The following is a 17,401-nucleotide window of genomic DNA, read 5'->3' as shown; positions in this document are numbered from 1 at the left end:
CTGCCCACCGCCACTTCCCTGCACCCTTCGACCTGAAAGGAACTGCCATGTCCCGCTCCCGAAGACTGCTTCCGGCCGCTGCGGCGCTCATGCTGCTGGCTGCCACCGGTGCCAGCGCCCAGGACTATCCCAGCAAGCCGATCGTGCTGATCGTCCCCTTCGCGCCCGGCGGCTTCGTGCATGCCGTCGCGCTCATGCTCAGCGAAGGCATGAGCAAGACACTGGGCCAGTCCGTGGTGGTGACCAACCAGCCTGGCGCCAACGGCATCGTCGCGGCCAACGCCGTGGCCAAGGCGGCGCCCGACGGGTACACCATCTTCCTGCCCACGGCCAGCATCCTCACGGTGAACCCACACCTGTACAAGAACGTGCAGTACGACCCGCACACGGACTTCGCGCCCATCGGGCAGATCGTCAACACGAGCAACATGTTCGTGGTCAAGTCCGAAAGCGGCATCAAGAGCTTCAAGGACCTCGTCGAGCGCGCCCGTGCACGGCCCGAGGCGGTGTCGTACGGCTCCTCCGGAGCGGGCAGCGTGCAGCACCTGGCCGGAGAGGCGTTGCAGCAGCAGGGCAAGGTCAAGTTGATGCACGTGCCCTACAAGGGGATCGCACCGGCGCTGACGGACGTGGTGGGCGGGAACCTCACGGTGGTGTTCTCCGATGCATCGGCCATTCCGCACGTCAAGGCGGGCAAGCTCACCGCCATCGCGGTCTCGCCCAAGCGCTTGGATGACCTGCCGGGCGTACCGTCTCTGGCCGAGGCCGCCGCCGAGGCAGGCCTGTCCGGTTACCAGGCGCCCACGCTCTGGTATGGGCTGGTCGCGCCCAAGGGCACACCGCCGGAGGTGATCGCCAAGCTCAATGCCGCCATGTCCGAGACCATCAAGCGCCCGGACGTGCGGCAGAAGATGACGGCTGCGGGAGCCACACCATCGGAAGACACCAGCAGCCAGTTCTTCGCCAGCACCATCAAGGCCGACCACGAGCGGTATGGCAAGTTGATCAAGGACCTGAACATCAAGGTCGAATGAACGAGCACGACATGCACCAGCACCTGGGTGAGTTCTATATCGACGGCCGCTGGGTCGCGCCGTCTGGCGGCCGCGAGCTGGACGTGTTCGATCCGGCCACGGGGGAGCCCTTTGCACGCATCGCCGTGGCCGGCGTCGAGGCCGTGGATGGCGCGGTGATGGCCGCACGGCGCGCCTTCGAGGACTGGGCCGCCTCCAGCGTGGCGCAGCGCATCGCGCTGCTCTCGCGCGTCGAGCAGGGCTTCCAGGCGCGCCAGGACGACCTGTGCCGCGCCATGTCGCAGGAGATGGGCGTCCCCATCTCGGCGGCGCGCAGCATTCATTTCGGCAGCGGACCGGCGCATCTGAAGGAAACCATGCGCGTACTGGAGCGCTTCGCGTTCGACGAACTGCGCGGCACCACGCTGGTCACGCGCGAGCCCATCGGCGTGTGCGCCCTCATTACGCCGTGGAACTTCCCCATCAACCAGGTGGTGTGCAAGATCGCGCCGGCGCTGGCGGCCGGCTGCACCATGGTGCTCAAGCCCAGCGAGGTCTCGCCCCTGAGCGCGCTGATCATCGCCGACATCCTCGACGAAGCCGGCGTGCCCGAGGGGGTGTTCAATCTCGTCAACGGCGATGGCGCGGGGACCGGCCAAGCGCTTGCCTCGCATCCCGAAGTGGACATGGTCTCGTTCACCGGTTCCACACGCGCGGGTATCGCGATCGCCAAGGCGGCCGCCGACACGGTCAAGCGCGTGGCCCAGGAACTGGGCGGCAAGTCGCCCAATATCTTGCTGGCCGACGCCGACTTCCCGCGCGCGGTCACGCTCGGGGCCAACCGCTGCTTCAACAACAGCGGGCAGTCCTGCGTGGCGCCCACGCGCATGCTCGTGCCGCGCGCGCGGATGCAGGAGGCCGCCCACCTTGCCGCCGAGGCGGCGCGGACAGCCCGCGTGGGGCAGCCCTCGGATCCGCAGGCGGCCCTGGGACCGGTGGCCACCCGCGCGCAATTCGAGAAGGTGCAACGCCTGATTGGCGAGGGCATCGCGGCCGGCGCGCGGGTCGTCGCCGGCGGACCGGGTCGCCCGGAGGGCTTCGAGCGCGGATGGTTCGTGCGGCCTACGGTGTTCGCCGATGTCGATCCCTCGATGAGCATCGCACGCGAGGAGATCTTCGGTCCGGTGCTGTGCCTCATCGCTTACGAAGACGAGGAGGACGCGATCCGCATCGCCAATGACACTTGCTATGGACTCGCGGCCTATGTGCAGTCGGCCGACCCGGCACGCGCACGGCGCGTCGCGCGGCGGCTACGAGCCGGCAATGTGCAGCTGAACTACCCGCCGGTGGACCGCGGCGCGCCCTTCGGCGGCTACAAGCAATCCGGAAACGGCCGCGAGTGGGGCGAGTTCGGTTTGCACGAGTACCTGGAGATCAAGGGCATCCAGGGCTGGGAGCCGCCCGCCTGAGCGATTGCCGCCGACGTCAGCGATCGCGGCGAGTGCTTCCTGCGAAGGTCGCCAGCTGCCGGTCGATCTCCGCCACGAAGCTGCGCTCGTTCGGGTTCTGGTCCTGCGCGTGCGAGATGCCCTGGGTGGCCTTCACCCGGTCCTGGTTCAGGTCGACGACGAAGCCTTCGCCGCTCTTGAAGCGGTTCATGGGCACGGCCAGGCGCTTGTCCTCTCCGGCCCATTGCGCATCGAAGCGCACGACCGCGTAGTTGGCCCGCTGCTGGTTCAGGTGGACCACGAGGTCGTGGATCTTCCCGATCGGCTCGCCCTTGGCGCTCTGTACCGGCTGGCCAATGAGGCTGCTGCCGCGCCGCAGCTTGGGCGCAGACCCGAGGGGCCGGCCGAGGCCCCAGGCGCGGTCCAGCGCGGCCAGTCGCTTGGCATCCTGGAGCCAGGCGTCGCTCCATTCGGCCTTGGCAAGCGCAACGCCCTGCAGCCGGTCGCGGTTGGGGCTGTAGCTCAGGCGAGGCTGTTGCGGGTCCAGCTTGAATTCGGTCATGGGCACGGGCACGAGCCGGTCCGCACCGAGCAGCCCCGGCGCGGGCTCCAGAACGAGGTAGCGGACCCGTGCGTTGTTCGCGTTGACGATGAGGTCGCGCACGGTGCCCACCGCCTCGCCCTTGGGGCTTTGCACCGGCATGCCGATGAGGCGGCTCATGCGCACGGCGCGGAACTGCGCGACGCTGGCCTTGGCGGAGTGGGACGCGCCGGCTTCGGCGCCGGGGGTGGGCGATGTCGCGGGCGCCGTGGTTTGCGCACCCGCGCCGCCGGCCAGGGCGAGCAGGCTCAGCAGGCAAGCGGATCGGGCTGCCATCCGCGCGGCGATCGAATCGAGCATCTGCATTCCTCCTTGCAGCCAGAGCATGCGCCAGTGTGCGGCCGCGCGCGACAGGCCGTTCGCACCGGCATCGCCTTGTTACGCATTGCCCGCCTTGCCCATCCCTGGCGAGCTGTACACTCATACAGTGGAATTGAACTCCAAGCTCGCCATCCTCGCCGATGCCGCCAAGTACGACGCCTCCTGTGCCTCCAGCGGCGGCACCCGCCGCGACTCCACCCAGGGCCGCGGCCTCGGCTCCAACGAGGGCATGGGCATCTGCCACAGCTATGCGCCGGACGGCCGCTGCATCTCGCTGCTCAAGATCCTGCTGACCAACTACTGCCGCTTCGACTGCCTCTACTGCGTCAACCGCGCCAGCAGCGACGTGCCGCGCGCGCGCTTCACCATCGACGAGGTCGTGCAGCTCACGCTGGACTTCTATCGCCGCAACTGCATCGAAGGACTGTTCCTGTCCAGCGGCATCATCCGCTCGCCCGACTACACCATGGAGCAGGTGGTGGAGGTGGCGCGCCGCCTGCGCGAGGAGCACGACTTTCGCGGCTACATCCACCTCAAGACCATCCCGGACGCCGCGCCCGAGCTGCTGCAGCGCGCCGGCCGCCATGCGGACCGCCTGTCCATCAACATCGAGCTGCCCACCGAGTCCGGCCTCACGGCGCTCGCGCCGGAGAAGAACGCCATGTCCATCAAGCGCTCCATGGCGCGGGTGCGCATGCAGATCGACGAGGCCCGCGCGCAGCAGCAGGAGGCGCAGGCCCAGGCCATGACCTTCCTGCCGCGCGCCCGCCCGGCGCGCGCGCGGCCCGAGCCCTTTGCCGCGGCGGGCCAGAGCACGCAGATGATCGTGGGGGCCGATGGCGCGGACGACGCCACCATCCTTTCGACCAGCGCCACGCTGTATGGCGCCTATCGCTTGAAGCGCGTCTATTACTCCGCCTTCAGCCCGATCCCGGACGCCGCCTCGGCCCTGCCGCCGCAGGCGCCGCCGCTTCAGCGCGAACACCGCCTCTACCAGGCCGACTGGCTGATGCGCTTCTACGGCTTCGGCGCCGAGGAGATCGCGCCCCCGACCGGCGGCGGCATGCTGCGCCTGGACGTCGATCCCAAGCTCGCCTGGGCGCTGGCGCATCCCGAGCGTTTCCCGGTGGACATCAACCGCGCACCGCGCGAGCTGTTGCTGCGGGTGCCAGGCCTGGGCGTCAAGGCCGTGGACCGGCTGCTGCTCGCGCGGCGCGTGCGCCGGCTGCGGGCGGACGACCTGCAGCGCCTGCACGTGCCGCTGCGCAAGGTGCTGCCCTTCACCGTGGCCGACGGGCACCGGCCTTCGCGCGCGCCCGCCGCGACGGCGGCGACCGCGCGCGCGGCGGTGCCCCGCGCTGCGCCCCCCGTCCAGGCCGCGCTCTTCTGAACATGCGGGCGCGCCTGGCGCACGAGACCGACCTCGCGGGCTTCCGGCGCGAAGCGCGCCGGCTGCTCGCGGCGGGCGTGGCGCCGCAGGCGGTGGCCTGGTCGGTGGGAGAGGGCGCCGGCGACCTGCTCGACGAACACGCCTCGTGCGGCGACGTGCACGGCGAGCCGACAGCCACCCGGCCCCTCACCGTCCCCGCGGCCTTCCTCACCCTGTGCGAGGCCGTGGTCCTGCACCGTGAGCCGCAGCGCTTCGCCCTCTTGTACCGGCTGCTCTGGCGGCTGTCGAACGAGCCCGGCTTGCGCCATGACCCGCTCGATCCCGACATGCTGAAGGCCCAGCACATGGCGCGCGCGGTTCATCGCGACATGCACAAGATGCGCGCCTTCGTGCGCTTCCGGCCCGTGGCCCGAGAGCACGGCCTGCCGCCGCTGCACGTGGCCTGGTTCGAGCCGCAGCACCGCATCGCCGAAGCCAACGGTCCCTGGTTCAGCCGCCGCTTCGCCAACATGCACTGGGCCCTGCTCACGCCCGACGCCTGCGTGGAGTGGGACGGGCAGGCACTGCAGGTGCGCGGCGGCGCCCGCCGCGAAGACGCTCCGCCGCCCGACGCGGGCGAGGCCCTGTGGCTCACCTACTACCGCAGCATCTTCAACCCGGCGCGCCTGAACCTGCCCATGATGCGCAAGGAGATGCCGCGCCGCTACTGGCACAACCTGCCGGAGGCGCAGGCCATCGGCGAGCTGGCCTCGGCCGCGGCGCAGCGCACCGGCCGCATGATCGAGCAGCCGGCTTCGAGCGGCTCGCGCCGCATCCCCCTGTGGGAGGCGCCCGAGCTGCCGGCGTCCGGCAGCCTGGACGAACTGAACCGGCGCGTTCAGCAGTGCCGCGAGTGCCCCATCGGCGCGCGTGCAACGCAGGGCGTGTGCGGCAAGGGGCCGCAGGGCGCGGCGGTGATGGTGGTCGGCGAGCAGCCGGGCGAGCAGGAAGACCTGCAGGGCCGGCCCTTCGTCGGTCCGGCCGGGCAGCTCTTCGACCGCGCCCTGCAGCGGCTGGGCATCGGGCGCGAGACGGTCTTCGTCAGCAACGCGGTGCGGCACTTCAAGTTCGAGCTGCGGGGCAAGCGGCGCCTGCACAAGACGCCCTCGCAGCAGGAGGCACTGGCCTGCCGCCATTGGCTGGAGGACGAAATCGCGCAGGTGCGTCCCGGTGCGCTGGTGGCCCTGGGCGCCACCGCCGCACGCTCGCTGCTCGGGCGGCCGGTGGCGGTGCTGGAGGAACGCGGGCGCTGGCTCGAACGCGAGGACGGCCTGCGCGTGCTGGTGACGGTGCATCCGTCCTACCTGCTGCGGCTGCCGCAGGGTGAGCAGGCGGAGGCCTTCGAGCGCTTCGTGCGGGAGCTGGGTCAGGCTTGGGGCGGCGCAAGCGAATTGCATGCGGGTCGAGATCGAGAGGCGGCGTGCTGAGATTTCGTCGCCAGGAATCTTCAGGTGTCGTTCGGGCTGGGCCTGCCGAAGCCTGTTGGCGCGCGCGGCCCTTCGACAAGCTCAGGGCGAACGGTGGTTGAGGGGCTCCGTTCGGGTCGAGCCTGTCGAAGCCTCTTGGCGTGCGAGACCTGCGTTGAACGCTACAAGGGCGAACATCGTTGCCGCTGGCTCGCCCGCGCGCCCCCTCATCGCGCTACCCTGCGCGCATGCTGCGCCAGCACCAGTCCCTGATCACCGTCTCCACCCCCGGCCGCGGCCTCGTCGATGTCACCGGACAGGTCGAACGCGAACTCCAGGCCAGCGGCATCACCACCGGTCTCCTGAACCTCTTCGTGCGCCACACCTCGGCCAGCCTCCTGATCCAGGAGAACGCCGATCCCGAGGTGCGCCACGACCTCGACCGGTTCTTCGCCCGGCTGGTGGAGGACGGCGATCCGCTGTTCCGGCACGACAGCGAAGGGCCCGACGACATGCCGGCCCATGTGCGCGCCGCGCTCACGGCCACGCAGCTGTCGGTCCCCGTGCAGGGCGGCCGCCTGCTGCTCGGCACCTGGCAGGGCATCTACTTGTGGGAGCATCGCACCCACGGGCACGCGCGGGAACTGGTCCTGCACGTGCTCGGCGAATGAACCGCGCGCCTTTTCCACCCGAGCCGTCGTCATGAACACTGCAAGCCCGTCCCGCATGCCGGCCGCCTTCATCGGCCACGGCAGCCCCATGAACACGCTGGAGTCCAACCGCTTCACGGAGGCCTGGCGCGCGTTCGGCGCCGCGCTGCCGCGGCCGCGGGCCATCCTGGCGATCTCGGCGCACTGGTTCATTCCCAGCACGGCGGTCACGGCCATGGACCGGCCGCCGGTCATCCACGACTTCTACGGTTTTCCGCCCGAGCTCTTCGCCTTCGACTACCCGGCGCCCGGCGCGCCCGAGGTCGCGCAGGAGATCGTGGACCTTCTGAGCCCCGCCTTCGTCGGCCTGGACCAGGACAGCTGGGGCCTGGACCACGGCACCTGGTCGGTGCTGGCCCACCTCCGGCCGGATGCGGACGTGCCGGTGCTGCAGCTGTCGATCCACAGCGCGCAGCCGCTGGACTACCACATCGACATCGGCCGGCGCCTCGCGCCGCTGCGCGAACGGGGCGTCTTCATCCTGTGCAGCGGCAACGTGGTGCACAACCTGCGCCTCATCCAGCGCCGCCCCGACCTGGCGTTCGACTGGGCCGAGCGGTTCGACGCGGCCACCCGCGCGGTGATGACCTCGCGGCCCGCGTCGCTCGCGTCGCTGGCCAGCCATCCCGATCTCAAGCAGAGCGTGCCCACCCCTGAGCACTTCCTGCCGCTGGCTTACCTGTGCGGGCTCTGCGACGCCGCGGGCGAGGCGGCCACGCCTTTCGCGGAGGGTGCAACGATGGGGTCCATCAGCATGACCAGCTACGTGCTGGGCGCCTCGGCAGGGTCACCGGCCGGCAAGCCGGCCGCCGCGCTGCCGGAAGGGGTTCCGGCGCAGCAGACGAACACCTGAGCGGCGCGGGGGAACGGGCGGGGGGGCGCGCGGCGTCAGGGCCGCTGCTGCTGCAGCCAGCGTTTCATCTGCGCCACCTCGCGCTCCTGCTGCTCGATGATGTGTTCGGCCAGGGCCCGGTTCTCCGGGTCCCGGCCGCTTTGCAGTTGGATGCGCGCCATCTCGATCGCGCCCTCGTGGTGCGCGATCATGCCCTGCACGAAGGCCACGTCCGGGTCGCCGTGGCTGAGGCCGGCGGCCATGTCCTGGTGCATCCGGTCCATGCTGGCGTCGTAGGCGGACCGCCAGGTGGAGGGATCCACGGCCTGCGCCCGCTCGCGCTGCGCGGGGAGGACGGCATGCGTCGCATGGTGCGTTCCGGCCGAGCCCGCCTGCCGCGCCTGCACGACGCCGCCGTCGGTGCCGTAGAACAGCCGGTGCAGCCCCCAGTAGCTGCCGGAGAAGAACAGCAGCGCCGCCACCAGGGTGGGCGGGATGCTCCACATCGAGCGCCGCAGGGCGAAGCGCACCTGCGGTGTCGGGTCCGCCGCAATGGCGACGATGACCGCCATGATGAGCGCGTGGCCCACCAGGTCGATCCGTCCGAAGGGATACACCGCCGCGTTGAAGATCACGAACAGGGCGACGGCCGAGAGCCTTCGCACCAGTGCGGTCCACAGCAGCCCGAAGCCCATCGTGAACTCCGCCACCCCCGCCATCGGGATGAAGACGTCCCGCGGCATGCCGAAGGTGAGGAAGGGCTTCTCCTCCACCAGCGGATAGAACCAGTCGGGATAGGCGAACTTCTCCAGGCTCGACCACATGAGCGCGATGGCGACGCCCCAGCGCAGGACCTCGAACCGGTACCTGCGCCACTCCTCGCGGTCGGACGACTCCAGCACCAGGTACGCCGCCACGGCCAGGCCGAGCGAGAGGTAGTCCAGCAGGTGGAAGAACTCGTAGTCGCTCAGCGCCAACACCCACAGCAGCACGATGCCGAGCGCGGCCAACGGCCGGGTGCGCCGCGAGAACACCAGCGCCGCGATGAGCAACTGCATCCAGGAGACCCACTCGTGCGGCGTCTCGAGGTCGGGCGTGAGGTACACCCCGCCCACGGCGAAGATCGCGACGAAGAACGCGGCGATCACGAAGCGCATGAAGTCGTCGAGGCGCACCCACAGCGGATGGGTGAGCTTGTCGATACCGCGCAGGATGGCCTGTCCGGCTCCGGTCCGCTCGATCGAGCGTGTTGCAAGGAAGAAGACCAGCACCAGCGCGATGCCGGTCCAGAACCAGGGGTTCTCCAGCGTCCTGCCGATCTGCTGCGGAGGGGCCTCCACGAAATAAGGCGCGAACCACTTCACGTGGGCTTGCGCCGGCGCCGCGGCGACGGCGGTTACGCCCAGGGCTGCGATCGCCCGCGCCGCGCCCCCTCCACGCGGTCGCGTGGGCGGGCGCCCGGCTCGGTCAAGGTCGGGTGTGGAGGTCATCGGGTTCCTGCGTCGTTGCAGAAACCTTAACGCAGGAGCGCCCCGCCGGGGGGCGGGGCCGCATCAGCCGGCGCTGTCGATCTCCCGGAACACCTCGCGCGCCACGCGGAAGCTGTCGAGCGCAGCCGGCACGCCGCAATAGATCGCCGCTTGCAGCAGCGCTTCCTTGATCTCGTCGCGCGTCACGCCGTTGTTCAGCGCGCCGCGCACGTGCAGCTTGAGTTCGTGCGGCCGGTTGAGCGCGGTGAGGAAGGCCAGGTTGAGGAAGCTGCGGGTGCGGCGGTCCAGTCCCTCGCGGGTCCAGACCTCTCCCCAGCAGTACTCGGTCACCAGCGCCTGCAGCTCGCGCGTGAAATCGTCGGCCTCACGCAGCGACTTGTCCACGTGGGCGGCGCCGAGCACTTCGCGGCGTACGGCCAGGCCCTTGTCAAAGCGTTCACTGGGCATCTCGTTGCACTCCTTCGTTCGGTTGCGGTCAGGCGCGGCCATGCTAGCAACGGCGCGGCGACACGCGCCGCCGCCGTGCCCTGCCTGATCGTTACCCCTGCCGGCGCGAGCCGGTGCTGTAATGCCGCTCTCCAACCCGGAGAAGCGCATGCCATCACCCATCGTGCTCTTGCGTCACGCTGAAAAGCCCGATCCGGCCCGCGGCATCGGCGGCGTGGACGAGCGCGGCGCGGCCGACGATCGCAGCCTGAGCGTGCGCGGCTGGCAGCGAGCCGGCGCCCTGTCCCGCTGGCTCGCGCCCGCCGAAGCGCCGGGCCCCTTCGGCGAAGCCGCGGCCTGCTGGGCCGCCGGGACCAGTGCGGTGCACACCAGCCTGCGACCGGTGCAGACGCTCGTGCCGCTCGCGCGCCGCCTGGGACTGGGACTGCGCGACGACCTCGACTCGGACGAACCGGACGGCGCCGCAGCGCAGATGCCCGTGGCCGGCGGCACGCTGGTCGTCGCCTGGCGCCAGGACAGCCTGCCGGCGCTGGCCCGCAGCGTCGCGGCGCGCCTGGGCGCTCCGGCCAGCATTCCGCCGCAATGGCCCGCGGACTGCTTCGACCTGCTGTGGGTCTTCCGGCCGCACGCGGGCGGCTGGCGATTCGAGCAGCATCCGCAGCGGCTGCTGGACGGGGACCGCACGAGCGGGCTGCCGCTCGCCTGAAGGAAAGGCCCAGGTGGCTGCGCACATGCCCGGCGCCGAGTCCCGCGAGCGTGAGGTCAAGCTGGTCGTGCCCGAGCCGGCCTGGGAGGCCCTGCGCGAGGAGATGTCCGGTCCCGATGCGGCCGTGCAGGACCTGCACGCGCTCTACTACGACACGGCCGACGGACGGCTGGCCGCCTGTGAAGTGGCGCTGCGCCTGCGCAGCGACGGGCGGCAGTGGGTGCAGACGCTCAAGGCGCCGGGCGCCGGCGCCCTGGAGCGCATCGAGGACGAGGTGGCGGTCGGCGCCGTCCACGAAGGACAGGCGCGTCCCGTTCCCGAGCTGGACCGGCACCGTTCGGAGGACGCGCAGCGCGTGTTGCGCGCCGCGCTGGAACTGCGCCGCGACGAGCCTTGGCCGGCCCTGCAAGCCGTGTACGAAGTCCGCGTTCGGCGCCGGACGCGGCGCGTGGTGCAGGGCCGCTCGCGCATCGAGCTGGCCCTGGACGAAGGGCAGCTGAGGGCAGGCGGCGCGCACCGCGAGCTGCGGGAGCTGGAGCTGGAACTGGTCCATGGCGAGCTGGTGGACCTGCTCGCGCTGGCCCGGCGCTGGCGCCGGCGCTTCGGCCTGTGGGTCGGCACGGCCAGCAAGGCGGCCAGGGCGCAGCGGCTCGCGCGCGGTGAGCGCTTCGCGCCGCCGCGGCATGCGGTCCCGCCGCGCTTCGCGGCCAAGCCCGGGATGGGGGACTTCACGGCCGCCGTGCTGGACAGCTGCCTGGAGCAGGTGCTGGCGAACGCGGGCGAACTGGCCGAAGGAAGCCCGGACGACGAGCACGTGCACGAGCTGCGCGTCGGCCTTCGGCGCCTGCGCACCGCGCTGCGCGAGCTGCCGGGTCTGGGCAAGGATGCGGCGGCGCACGAGGCGGCGCTGGTGCGCGTGTTCCGGCGGCTTGGCGAGCGCCGGGACCGCACGCACGTCATGCGCAGGATCCAGCCCCGGGTGGAGGCGGCGGGCGGTGCGCCCGTGCGCGACCCCGCGGCCCTGGAGGACGGGGCGGACCCCGCTGCCCTGGTGCGCGACGACGACTTCCAGGATGCCTTGCTGGCGCTGCTGGCCAGCAGCGAGCGGCTCAGGCGCTCGGGTGGCAAGGGCGTGCGCCGCACGCTGGCCGCGCGGCTGTCGAGCCTGCACGGCAAGGTGACGCGCGAGGGCCGCCGCTTCACGCGGCTGGAGGAGGGCCGGCAGCACCGCGTGCGCAAGCGCCTGAAGCGGCTGCGCTACCTGAGCGAGTTCGCCGCGCCGCTGTACGACGCCCGCTCCGTGGAGGCCTTTCTCGCGCGCCTGAAGCCCGCCCAGGACGCCCTGGGGCAGTACAACGACGAGATCATCGCCCAGGGCCTTTACGAGGAACTCGCGCGCGGCGACGACCCGGGCGCGCGCTTCGGTGCCGAGTGGCTCCAGGGCCAGCGTGCCGGCGAGGCGCGGGCCTGCCGCAAGGCGCTGCGCCAGCTGGAGGACGCGAAGCCGTTCTGGAAGCGCTGACCCTGGGGAATACCCGGTCACGCCCCGCCGGCCCCCTGGCAAGAATGCATTCAAAGTTTGAATGCAAAGTTTGCTCCGTCCATGCCCATCGAATTCAGCGTCATCGACCACCTCGACCGGCAGGAAGGTGTGCCCATCCACCAGAGCTACGACAGCCGCATCGAGCTCGTGCGTCGCTACGACGATGCGGGCTTCACCACCTTCCTGTTGACGGAGCACCATTTCACGCCGCTGGGCCTGGCGCCTTCGCCGCTGATCTTCCTGGCGGCCGCTTCGCGTGTCACCCGGCGCATCCGTCTCGCGCCGCTGGTGCTGATCCTGCCCCTGTACCACCCGCTGCGCGTGGCCAGCGAGATCTGCATGCTGGATCACCTGAGCCATGGCCGCCTGGACATCGGCCTGGGCCGTGGCATCTCGCCCTACGAGCTGGCCTACTTCAACGTCAACCACCTGGAGTCGCGCGAGATCTTCGAGGAGGCGCAGCAGGTGCTCATGCAGGCGCTGACGCAGGACGCGGTGAGCTTCCGCGGGCACCACTTCAAGTTCTTCAACGTGCCCATGGAGCTCAAGCCGCTGCAGCCGCGCCTGCCCATGTGGTTCCCGTGCAGCAGTCCGGAGGGTGCGCGCCAGGCAGCCATGCATGGCGAGAACACCTGCTTCCTGGCCCCCGCGCCGCGCGCGCGCCTGATGGCGGATGCCTACAAGCAGGCCTGGGCCGAGGCGGGCCACCAGGGACCCCTCCCCAAGGTGGCGATCACGCGCCACATCTACGTGGCCGAGACCGACGCCGAGGCACGGCGCCGCGGTATCCAGGCCCACCAGCTCTGGTACCAGCGCTTCGGCTATCTCTGGGCCAAGTTCGACCCGCGCATGCCGGCGGCCTACGACGCGGACAAGCATCTGGCCACCGGCACGCTGATCTTCGGCTCGCCGCAGACGGTACGCGCGCGCATCGAGGAAGAGGTGGCCGCCACGGGCGCCAACCACTTCGTCACGCGTTTCGCCTTCGGCGACCTGCGGCACGAGGAGAGCCTGCGCTCGCTGGAGCTGTTCACGCGCGAGGTGATGCCGAGGTTCGGCGCAGCCAGCGCGGAGGCTTCCGGTTCCACGGCGCCCTGAACGCATGTCGCGGCACCCGCTGACTCCGCTCTACGACATGCCGGCGCACCTGATCCGCCGGGCGCACCAGCAGGTGACGCAGGTCTTCGAGCGCGAGATGGGCTACCTGGGCATCACCGCCAGCCAGCTGGGCGTGCTGATCGCGGCCCACCTGCAGCCCGGGCTGCAGCAGCGCGAGCTCGCGGGCACGCTGCACTTCGACGAGGCCACCCTGGGCGGCATGGTGGGCCGCCTGGAGGTGCAGGGCTACATCGAGCGGCGCAGCAGCAGCCGCTCCACGCGCGGACGCGAGATCTACCTCACGGCCGAAGGCCGGCGCCTCTACGCCAAGATCGAGCCGCACGTGCGCAACATCCAGCGCGAGCTGCTGGCCCGCCTCTCGGCGCGGGAGCAGAAGGAATTCCTGCGCCTTCTGAGCAAGCTGATCGACGCCGAGAACAGCCACCACCCGGCGACCGTTCCCCACGACAAGGAGACATCATGAAGCGTTCGACATCGCCCCGACTGCGCGGCCTGCTCGCGGCCTGCGCGTTCCTCGCGGCCGGCACCGCGGCCGCGCAGACCACCGTGCTGCGCTTTTCCGACCTCTTCCCGGCCGCCTATCCCTTCGGCCAGCTGAGCGCCCAGTTCGCCAAGGACGTGAAGGAGCGCAGCGGCGGCAAGGTGGAGGTGCAGGTGTTCCCCAGCGGCACGCTCACGCCGCCGCCCCAGTGCTACGAAGGCGTGCTGCAGGGCCTCTCGGACATGTGCCAGGCGGTGCTCGCGTACACGCCGGGGCGCTTCCCGGTCATGGAATCGGTGGACCTGCCCGGCTATCCCACCAACAGCGGGCGCCTGACCACGCGCGTGGCCAACGAGATCTACCAGAAGTTCCAGCCCAAGGAGCTGGACAACGTGAAGGTGCTGTACCTGCACGCGCACCCGCCCGGATCGATCATGACGGTGGACAAGCCCGTGCGCACGCTGGACGACCTCAAGGGCATGAAGATCCGCTCCACCGGCCTGTCCGCCCGCATCGTGACGGCGCTGGGCGGCTCGCCGGTGAGCATGCCCATCACGCAGGCCTATGACCCGCTCAAGCGGGGCGTGCTCGACGGCACCGACGGCACCTTCAACACGCTCAAGTACTACCGCTTCGCGGAGGTCACCAAGCACACCACCATGGCCACCGACGTGGGCTACGTGTCCACCTTCGCCGTGGTGATGAACAAGGCCAAATGGAATGCGCTGCCACCCGAGGCGCGCAATGCGCTGGAGGCCGTCTCGCGCGAGTACGTGGCCAAGGCCGGTGAGCTGTGGGACCGCATCGAGCGCGAGGGCCTGGAGTGGGGGCGCGAGAAGGGGCACGATTTCATCAAGCTGCCACCGGCTGAAATGGAGCGCTGGCGCGCGGCCGTGATCGAGCCGCTCTATGCGGACTACACCCAGCGCGCGTCCGCCGCGGGGCTGCCGGGGGCGGACATCGTCAAGGCCAAGCGCGAGTCCATCCAGCGCCATGCGAAGGAGTTCCCGGCACTGGACGTCCCCGGCAAATAGGGCATGGCGCCGGACCTCGAAGGTCGTAGCCGCTGGGGCCGCGCGCTGGCGCGCCTGTCGGACGCCTGGCTGGCCTTCGCCAAGGCCTGCATCGCCGGCATGGCGGTCCTGGTGACGCTGGACGTCATCCTGAGGCTGGTCGCCCGCGCGCCCATCCAGGGCGCCTACGAAGTGGTGGGCCTGCTCGGGGCGCTGGCCCTGTGCGGTGCGCTGCCGCACGCGCAGCGCTCGCACGCCTTCATCGTCGTGGAGACGGTGACCGAGGCGCTGAAGGGCAGGGCACGGGCCCTCCTGCAGCGCGCCATGCTGGCCCTGGAGACCCTCTTCTTCGGGCTGCTGTCGCTGCAGTTCCTCGCCGCAACGCAGGCCATGCGCGTCTCCCGGCAGGTCACCGACATCCTGCACCTGCCGGTGTGGCTGGCCTATGCGGCCATCGGCGCCGGTTTCCTGAGCGTGACGCTCGTCTGTGCCTGGCAGCTCGTGCAGCCGCTGGCCCGGGAGGGCGGCGATGTCCGCTGAAGTCGCGGGACTGGTGGGGGTGCTGGCGGCCTTGCTGCTGATGTTCACCGGCGCCAACGTGGCCATCGCCATGGCGGCGGTGGGCATGGTCGGGGTGAGCCTCTTCGTGGGCGTGAACGTGGGCTTCGACAGCCTGGCGCCGACGATCTTCTCGCGCATCTCCAACTACGACCTGGCGGTGCTGCCACTGTTCATCCTCATGGGCCAGCTGATGTTCGCCAGCGGCGGCGGCGAGCGGCTCTACGCGGCCGCACGCGCCTGGATGGGGCACCTGTCCGGCGGCCTGGCCGTGGCCACGGTGGCGGCCTGCGCGGGCTTCGCCGCCATCTCCGGCTCGGCCATCGCCACCGCGGCGACCATCGGCGCCTTCGCCTTGCCCGAGATGCGCAAGGCCGGCTATCCCATGGGCTTCGCGGGGGCGACCGTCGCCGCGAGCGGCACGCTGGGCATCCTCATCCCGCCCAGCGTGACCTTCATCATCTACGGCATCCTGGTCAACGAGAGCATCGGGCGCCTCTTCATCGCGGGCATCGCGCCCGGGCTGCTGATGGCCCTGGGCTTCGTGGCCGTGGTGGTCTGGCGGGAACGGCGGCGTGTCGGCGGGGACGGGCGCCCGCCCCGTGCGTCCTCGCGCGAGCGCCTGCGGGCGCTGGGCGGCCTCGCCGAGCCGGCCTTGCTGCTGGTGGTGGTGATCGGCGGCATGTTCGGCGGCGTCTTCACGCCCAACGAAGCCGGCGCGGTCGGCGCCATGAGCGCGCTGGCCACGGGCCTGGCGCGGCGGGCGCTGTCCTGGCCGGCGATCTCGCGCGCGCTCACGGAGACGGTGGTCACCTCGGCGGTGGTGATCTTCATCATCGCGGCCTCGGCGGTGCTCAGCACCTTCCTGACCGTCACGCGCATTCCCTTCACGCTGGCCGACACCATCAACGGCTCCGAGCTGCCGCAGTTCGTGGTGCTGGGGCTGATGGTGCTGGGCTATCTGGTGGCGGGCATGGTGATGGAGATCCTGCCGGTGATCATCATCACGGCGCCGATCTTCGCGCCCATCGTCGTCAACATGGGCTACGACCTGGTGTGGTTCGGCGTGCTCATCGTGGTGCTGGGACAGGCCGGCATGATCACGCCGCCGGTGGGGGTGAACATCTTCGTGGTCAAGCGCATGCTGCGCGAGGCCACGCTGGGCGAGCTGTTCCGGGCCGTGTGGCCCTTCGTGGGCGTCATGGGCGCCATCGTGGCCCTGATGCTCGCGTGGAAGGGCTCGATCGACTTCTTCCTGGGCCTGTTCGAATAGGAGCCGCGCGCCATGGACAACTCCCTGCGACACGCGCTGGACGCCCGCCGGGCGCTGCTGGTGGTGGACATGCAGCGCGACTACTGCGTGCCCGAAGGAATCATCGGCATGCTGGGCCACGACACCTCGCACTTTCCGCAGGTCGGCGAGCGCCTCGCCGCTTTCGTGGCGCGGGCACGCGGCTCGTTCGACCAGCTGGTCTTCATCCGCACCGACTTTCCCGCCTGGCCGCGCTCGCGTGCGCAGCGGCTGCACTACGGCCGCAACGCCCTCGCTCGCCAGCGCGACCCCTCGCTCACCGACTGGTTCGGCGTGCGGCCGCAGCCGGGCGATCCGGTCATCAGCAAGGCCCGCTACTCGGCCTTCCGCGACACGCAGCTGGACGCGCTGCTGCGCGCGAGCCGCATCGAGACCGTGGTCGTGTGCGGTGCCACGACCGACGTGTGCGTGGACACGACGGCGCGCGACGCCTTCATGCACGACTACTCGGTGGTGGTGCTGTCCGACTGCTGCGGCGCCTCCACGCCCGAGCGGCACCGGCACGCGCTGGACGTCCTCGATCACTTCTTCGCGCGCGTGCAGACCAGCGGAGAAGTCGCCGAAGCCCTGGAGCAGCTCGGCCCGCCGCCCGCCGGCTAGGAAGCGCTGCGGCCGAGCCACACGGCTCGCGCGCCTTGTCCTATCCTGCTGCGGGTTCATCTCACCGCCGCCAAGGACATGCCATGAAGGACAAAGCCGACTCGCATCCGCTGAGCGATCTCGCCTACGACTGGATCACGCTCATGCAGAACAAGGCGCAGGCGCTGGTCGCCTACGACCAGTACATCAAGGACGCGCAGGCGGCGAACTCGCCGGAGTGCGAGGCCTTCTTCCGCAAGGTGCACGACGCCGACAAGGCACAGCTCGAAGAGGCCAAGCAGCACCTGGTGGCGGTGCTGCAGGGGAAGATGGGGTCGTCGCCCAAGAAGTGAGGCGCTGTCCGGCTCGCGCCCGCCCGCCCGCGGCTCGACT

Annotated in this window: 18 protein-coding genes; 15 read left to right on the top strand and 3 right to left on the bottom strand. The window is 70.7% G+C overall.

What is annotated here, in order from left to right:
* Positions 1-47: 47 nt before the first annotated feature.
* Both EZ242_RS13925 and EZ242_RS13920 read left to right on the top strand, forming a co-directional pair.
* On the top strand, positions 48-1,034 hold the full coding sequence (locus tag EZ242_RS13925; protein WP_135285775.1) for a Bug family tripartite tricarboxylate transporter substrate binding protein: 987 nt from the start codon (positions 48-50) through the stop codon (positions 1,032-1,034).
* Entirely contained in the window at positions 1,031-2,482 is a 1,452-nt protein-coding gene (locus EZ242_RS13920) for an aldehyde dehydrogenase family protein (RefSeq protein WP_420821252.1), read from the top strand. The genes EZ242_RS13925 and EZ242_RS13920 overlap by 4 nt, the downstream gene beginning before the upstream one ends.
* A 16-nt stretch (positions 2,483-2,498) precedes the next feature.
* Here EZ242_RS13920 and EZ242_RS13915 read toward each other — a convergent pair whose 3' ends face one another.
* A complete protein-coding gene (locus tag EZ242_RS13915; protein WP_167784766.1) occupies positions 2,499-3,362 on the bottom strand; it encodes a PRC-barrel domain-containing protein in 864 nt (287 codons plus the stop codon).
* Positions 3,363-3,489: 127 nt separating this feature from the next.
* On the opposite strand from EZ242_RS13915, the gene EZ242_RS13910 reads away from it, so the two are divergent.
* The 4 genes from EZ242_RS13910 (at position 3,490) to ygiD (ending at position 7,781) form a co-directional block, all read left to right on the top strand.
* A complete protein-coding gene (locus tag EZ242_RS13910; RefSeq protein ID WP_135285773.1) occupies positions 3,490-4,773 on the top strand; it encodes a putative DNA modification/repair radical SAM protein in 1,284 nt (427 codons plus the stop codon).
* Between the two features lie 2 nt (positions 4,774-4,775).
* Positions 4,776-6,239: a UdgX family uracil-DNA binding protein gene (locus EZ242_RS13905; RefSeq protein WP_135285772.1), complete on the top strand. Its 1,464-nt coding sequence runs from the start codon at positions 4,776-4,778 to the stop codon at positions 6,237-6,239.
* Between the two features lie 230 nt (positions 6,240-6,469).
* Positions 6,470-6,889: a secondary thiamine-phosphate synthase enzyme YjbQ gene (locus EZ242_RS13900; RefSeq protein WP_476705493.1), complete on the top strand. Its 420-nt coding sequence runs from the start codon at positions 6,470-6,472 to the stop codon at positions 6,887-6,889.
* 31 nt (positions 6,890-6,920) lie between these two features.
* Entirely contained in the window at positions 6,921-7,781 is an 861-nt protein-coding gene (ygiD, locus tag EZ242_RS13895) for a 4,5-DOPA-extradiol-dioxygenase (RefSeq protein WP_205960655.1), read from the top strand.
* A 35-nt stretch (positions 7,782-7,816) separates the two neighbouring features.
* Here the strand turns inward: ygiD and copM are convergent, their stop codons facing one another.
* Complete coding sequence (copM, locus tag EZ242_RS13890; protein ID WP_135285770.1) at positions 7,817-9,250, bottom strand: CopM family metallochaperone; 1,434 nt, start codon at positions 9,248-9,250, stop codon at positions 7,817-7,819.
* Between the two features lie 63 nt (positions 9,251-9,313).
* Positions 9,314-9,697, bottom strand: coding sequence for a 4-carboxymuconolactone decarboxylase (gene pcaC / locus EZ242_RS13885; RefSeq protein ID WP_135285769.1), 384 nt, complete (start codon positions 9,695-9,697; stop codon positions 9,314-9,316).
* A gap of 148 nt (positions 9,698-9,845) precedes the next feature.
* On the opposite strand from pcaC, the gene EZ242_RS13880 reads away from it, so the two are divergent.
* The 9 genes from EZ242_RS13880 (at position 9,846) to EZ242_RS13840 (ending at position 17,361) form a co-directional block, all read left to right on the top strand.
* The gene (locus EZ242_RS13880) at positions 9,846-10,403 is read left to right on the top strand and encodes a histidine phosphatase family protein (protein ID WP_135285768.1); all 558 of its coding nucleotides are present in this window, start codon (positions 9,846-9,848) and stop codon (positions 10,401-10,403) included.
* Between the two features lie 13 nt (positions 10,404-10,416).
* Positions 10,417-11,925 carry a CYTH and CHAD domain-containing protein gene (locus EZ242_RS13875; protein ID WP_135285767.1) on the top strand — a complete coding sequence of 503 codons (1,509 nt, stop codon included), beginning with the start codon at positions 10,417-10,419 and terminating at the stop codon, positions 11,923-11,925.
* 81 nt (positions 11,926-12,006) lie between these two features.
* A complete protein-coding gene (locus EZ242_RS13870; protein ID WP_135285766.1) occupies positions 12,007-13,044 on the top strand; it encodes an LLM class flavin-dependent oxidoreductase in 1,038 nt (345 codons plus the stop codon).
* 4 nt (positions 13,045-13,048) lie between these two features.
* Positions 13,049-13,528 (top strand): MarR family winged helix-turn-helix transcriptional regulator, encoded by a 480-nt coding sequence (locus tag EZ242_RS13865; protein ID WP_135285765.1) that lies wholly within the window; start codon positions 13,049-13,051, stop codon positions 13,526-13,528.
* Positions 13,525-14,580: a TRAP transporter substrate-binding protein gene (locus EZ242_RS13860; RefSeq protein WP_135285764.1), complete on the top strand. Its 1,056-nt coding sequence runs from the start codon at positions 13,525-13,527 to the stop codon at positions 14,578-14,580. The genes EZ242_RS13865 and EZ242_RS13860 overlap by 4 nt, the downstream gene beginning before the upstream one ends.
* A 3-nt stretch (positions 14,581-14,583) precedes the next feature.
* A complete protein-coding gene (locus tag EZ242_RS13855; protein ID WP_135285763.1) occupies positions 14,584-15,099 on the top strand; it encodes a TRAP transporter small permease in 516 nt (171 codons plus the stop codon).
* Positions 15,089-16,390, top strand: coding sequence for a TRAP transporter large permease (locus tag EZ242_RS13850; protein WP_135285762.1), 1,302 nt, complete (start codon positions 15,089-15,091; stop codon positions 16,388-16,390). Before EZ242_RS13855 ends, EZ242_RS13850 begins: the two co-directional genes overlap by 11 nt.
* Before the next feature lie 12 nt (positions 16,391-16,402).
* Positions 16,403-17,029, top strand: a complete 627-nt coding sequence (locus EZ242_RS13845; RefSeq protein WP_135285761.1) for a cysteine hydrolase family protein — start codon at positions 16,403-16,405, stop codon at positions 17,027-17,029.
* A gap of 83 nt (positions 17,030-17,112) precedes the next feature.
* Entirely contained in the window at positions 17,113-17,361 is a 249-nt protein-coding gene (locus EZ242_RS13840; protein ID WP_135285760.1) for a hypothetical protein, read from the top strand.
* The last annotated feature ends 40 nt before the right edge of the window (positions 17,362-17,401 follow it).

This window comes from Ramlibacter rhizophilus (assembly GCF_004681965.1).
Taxonomy (GTDB): domain Bacteria; phylum Pseudomonadota; class Gammaproteobacteria; order Burkholderiales; family Burkholderiaceae_C; genus Ramlibacter; species Ramlibacter rhizophilus.
This window is presented reverse-complemented; position numbering and strand designations above follow the sequence as displayed.

Bases quoted from the DNA above. Each gene is read 5' to 3' on its own strand.
- EZ242_RS13840 (WP_135285760.1), top strand. From the start codon at position 17,113: ATGAAGGACAAAGCCGACTCGCATCCGCTGAGCGATCTCGCCTACGAC.
- EZ242_RS13915 (WP_167784766.1), bottom strand. From the start codon at position 3,362: ATGCTCGATTCGATCGCCGCGCGGATGGCAGCCCGATCCGCTTGCCTG.
- EZ242_RS13860 (WP_135285764.1), top strand. From the start codon at position 13,525: ATGAAGCGTTCGACATCGCCCCGACTGCGCGGCCTGCTCGCGGCCTGC.
- ygiD (WP_205960655.1), top strand. From the start codon at position 6,921: ATGAACACTGCAAGCCCGTCCCGCATGCCGGCCGCCTTCATCGGCCAC.
- EZ242_RS13865 (WP_135285765.1), top strand. From the start codon at position 13,049: ATGTCGCGGCACCCGCTGACTCCGCTCTACGACATGCCGGCGCACCTG.
- copM (WP_135285770.1), bottom strand. From the start codon at position 9,250: ATGACCTCCACACCCGACCTTGACCGAGCCGGGCGCCCGCCCACGCGA.
- EZ242_RS13920 (WP_420821252.1), top strand. From the start codon at position 1,031: ATGAACGAGCACGACATGCACCAGCACCTGGGTGAGTTCTATATCGAC.
- EZ242_RS13880 (WP_135285768.1), top strand. From the start codon at position 9,846: ATGCCATCACCCATCGTGCTCTTGCGTCACGCTGAAAAGCCCGATCCG.
- EZ242_RS13845 (WP_135285761.1), top strand. From the start codon at position 16,403: ATGGACAACTCCCTGCGACACGCGCTGGACGCCCGCCGGGCGCTGCTG.
- EZ242_RS13905 (WP_135285772.1), top strand. From the start codon at position 4,776: ATGCGGGCGCGCCTGGCGCACGAGACCGACCTCGCGGGCTTCCGGCGC.
- EZ242_RS13925 (WP_135285775.1), top strand. From the start codon at position 48: ATGTCCCGCTCCCGAAGACTGCTTCCGGCCGCTGCGGCGCTCATGCTG.
- EZ242_RS13850 (WP_135285762.1), top strand. From the start codon at position 15,089: ATGTCCGCTGAAGTCGCGGGACTGGTGGGGGTGCTGGCGGCCTTGCTG.
- pcaC (WP_135285769.1), bottom strand. From the start codon at position 9,697: ATGCCCAGTGAACGCTTTGACAAGGGCCTGGCCGTACGCCGCGAAGTG.
- EZ242_RS13855 (WP_135285763.1), top strand. From the start codon at position 14,584: ATGGCGCCGGACCTCGAAGGTCGTAGCCGCTGGGGCCGCGCGCTGGCG.
- EZ242_RS13870 (WP_135285766.1), top strand. From the start codon at position 12,007: ATGCCCATCGAATTCAGCGTCATCGACCACCTCGACCGGCAGGAAGGT.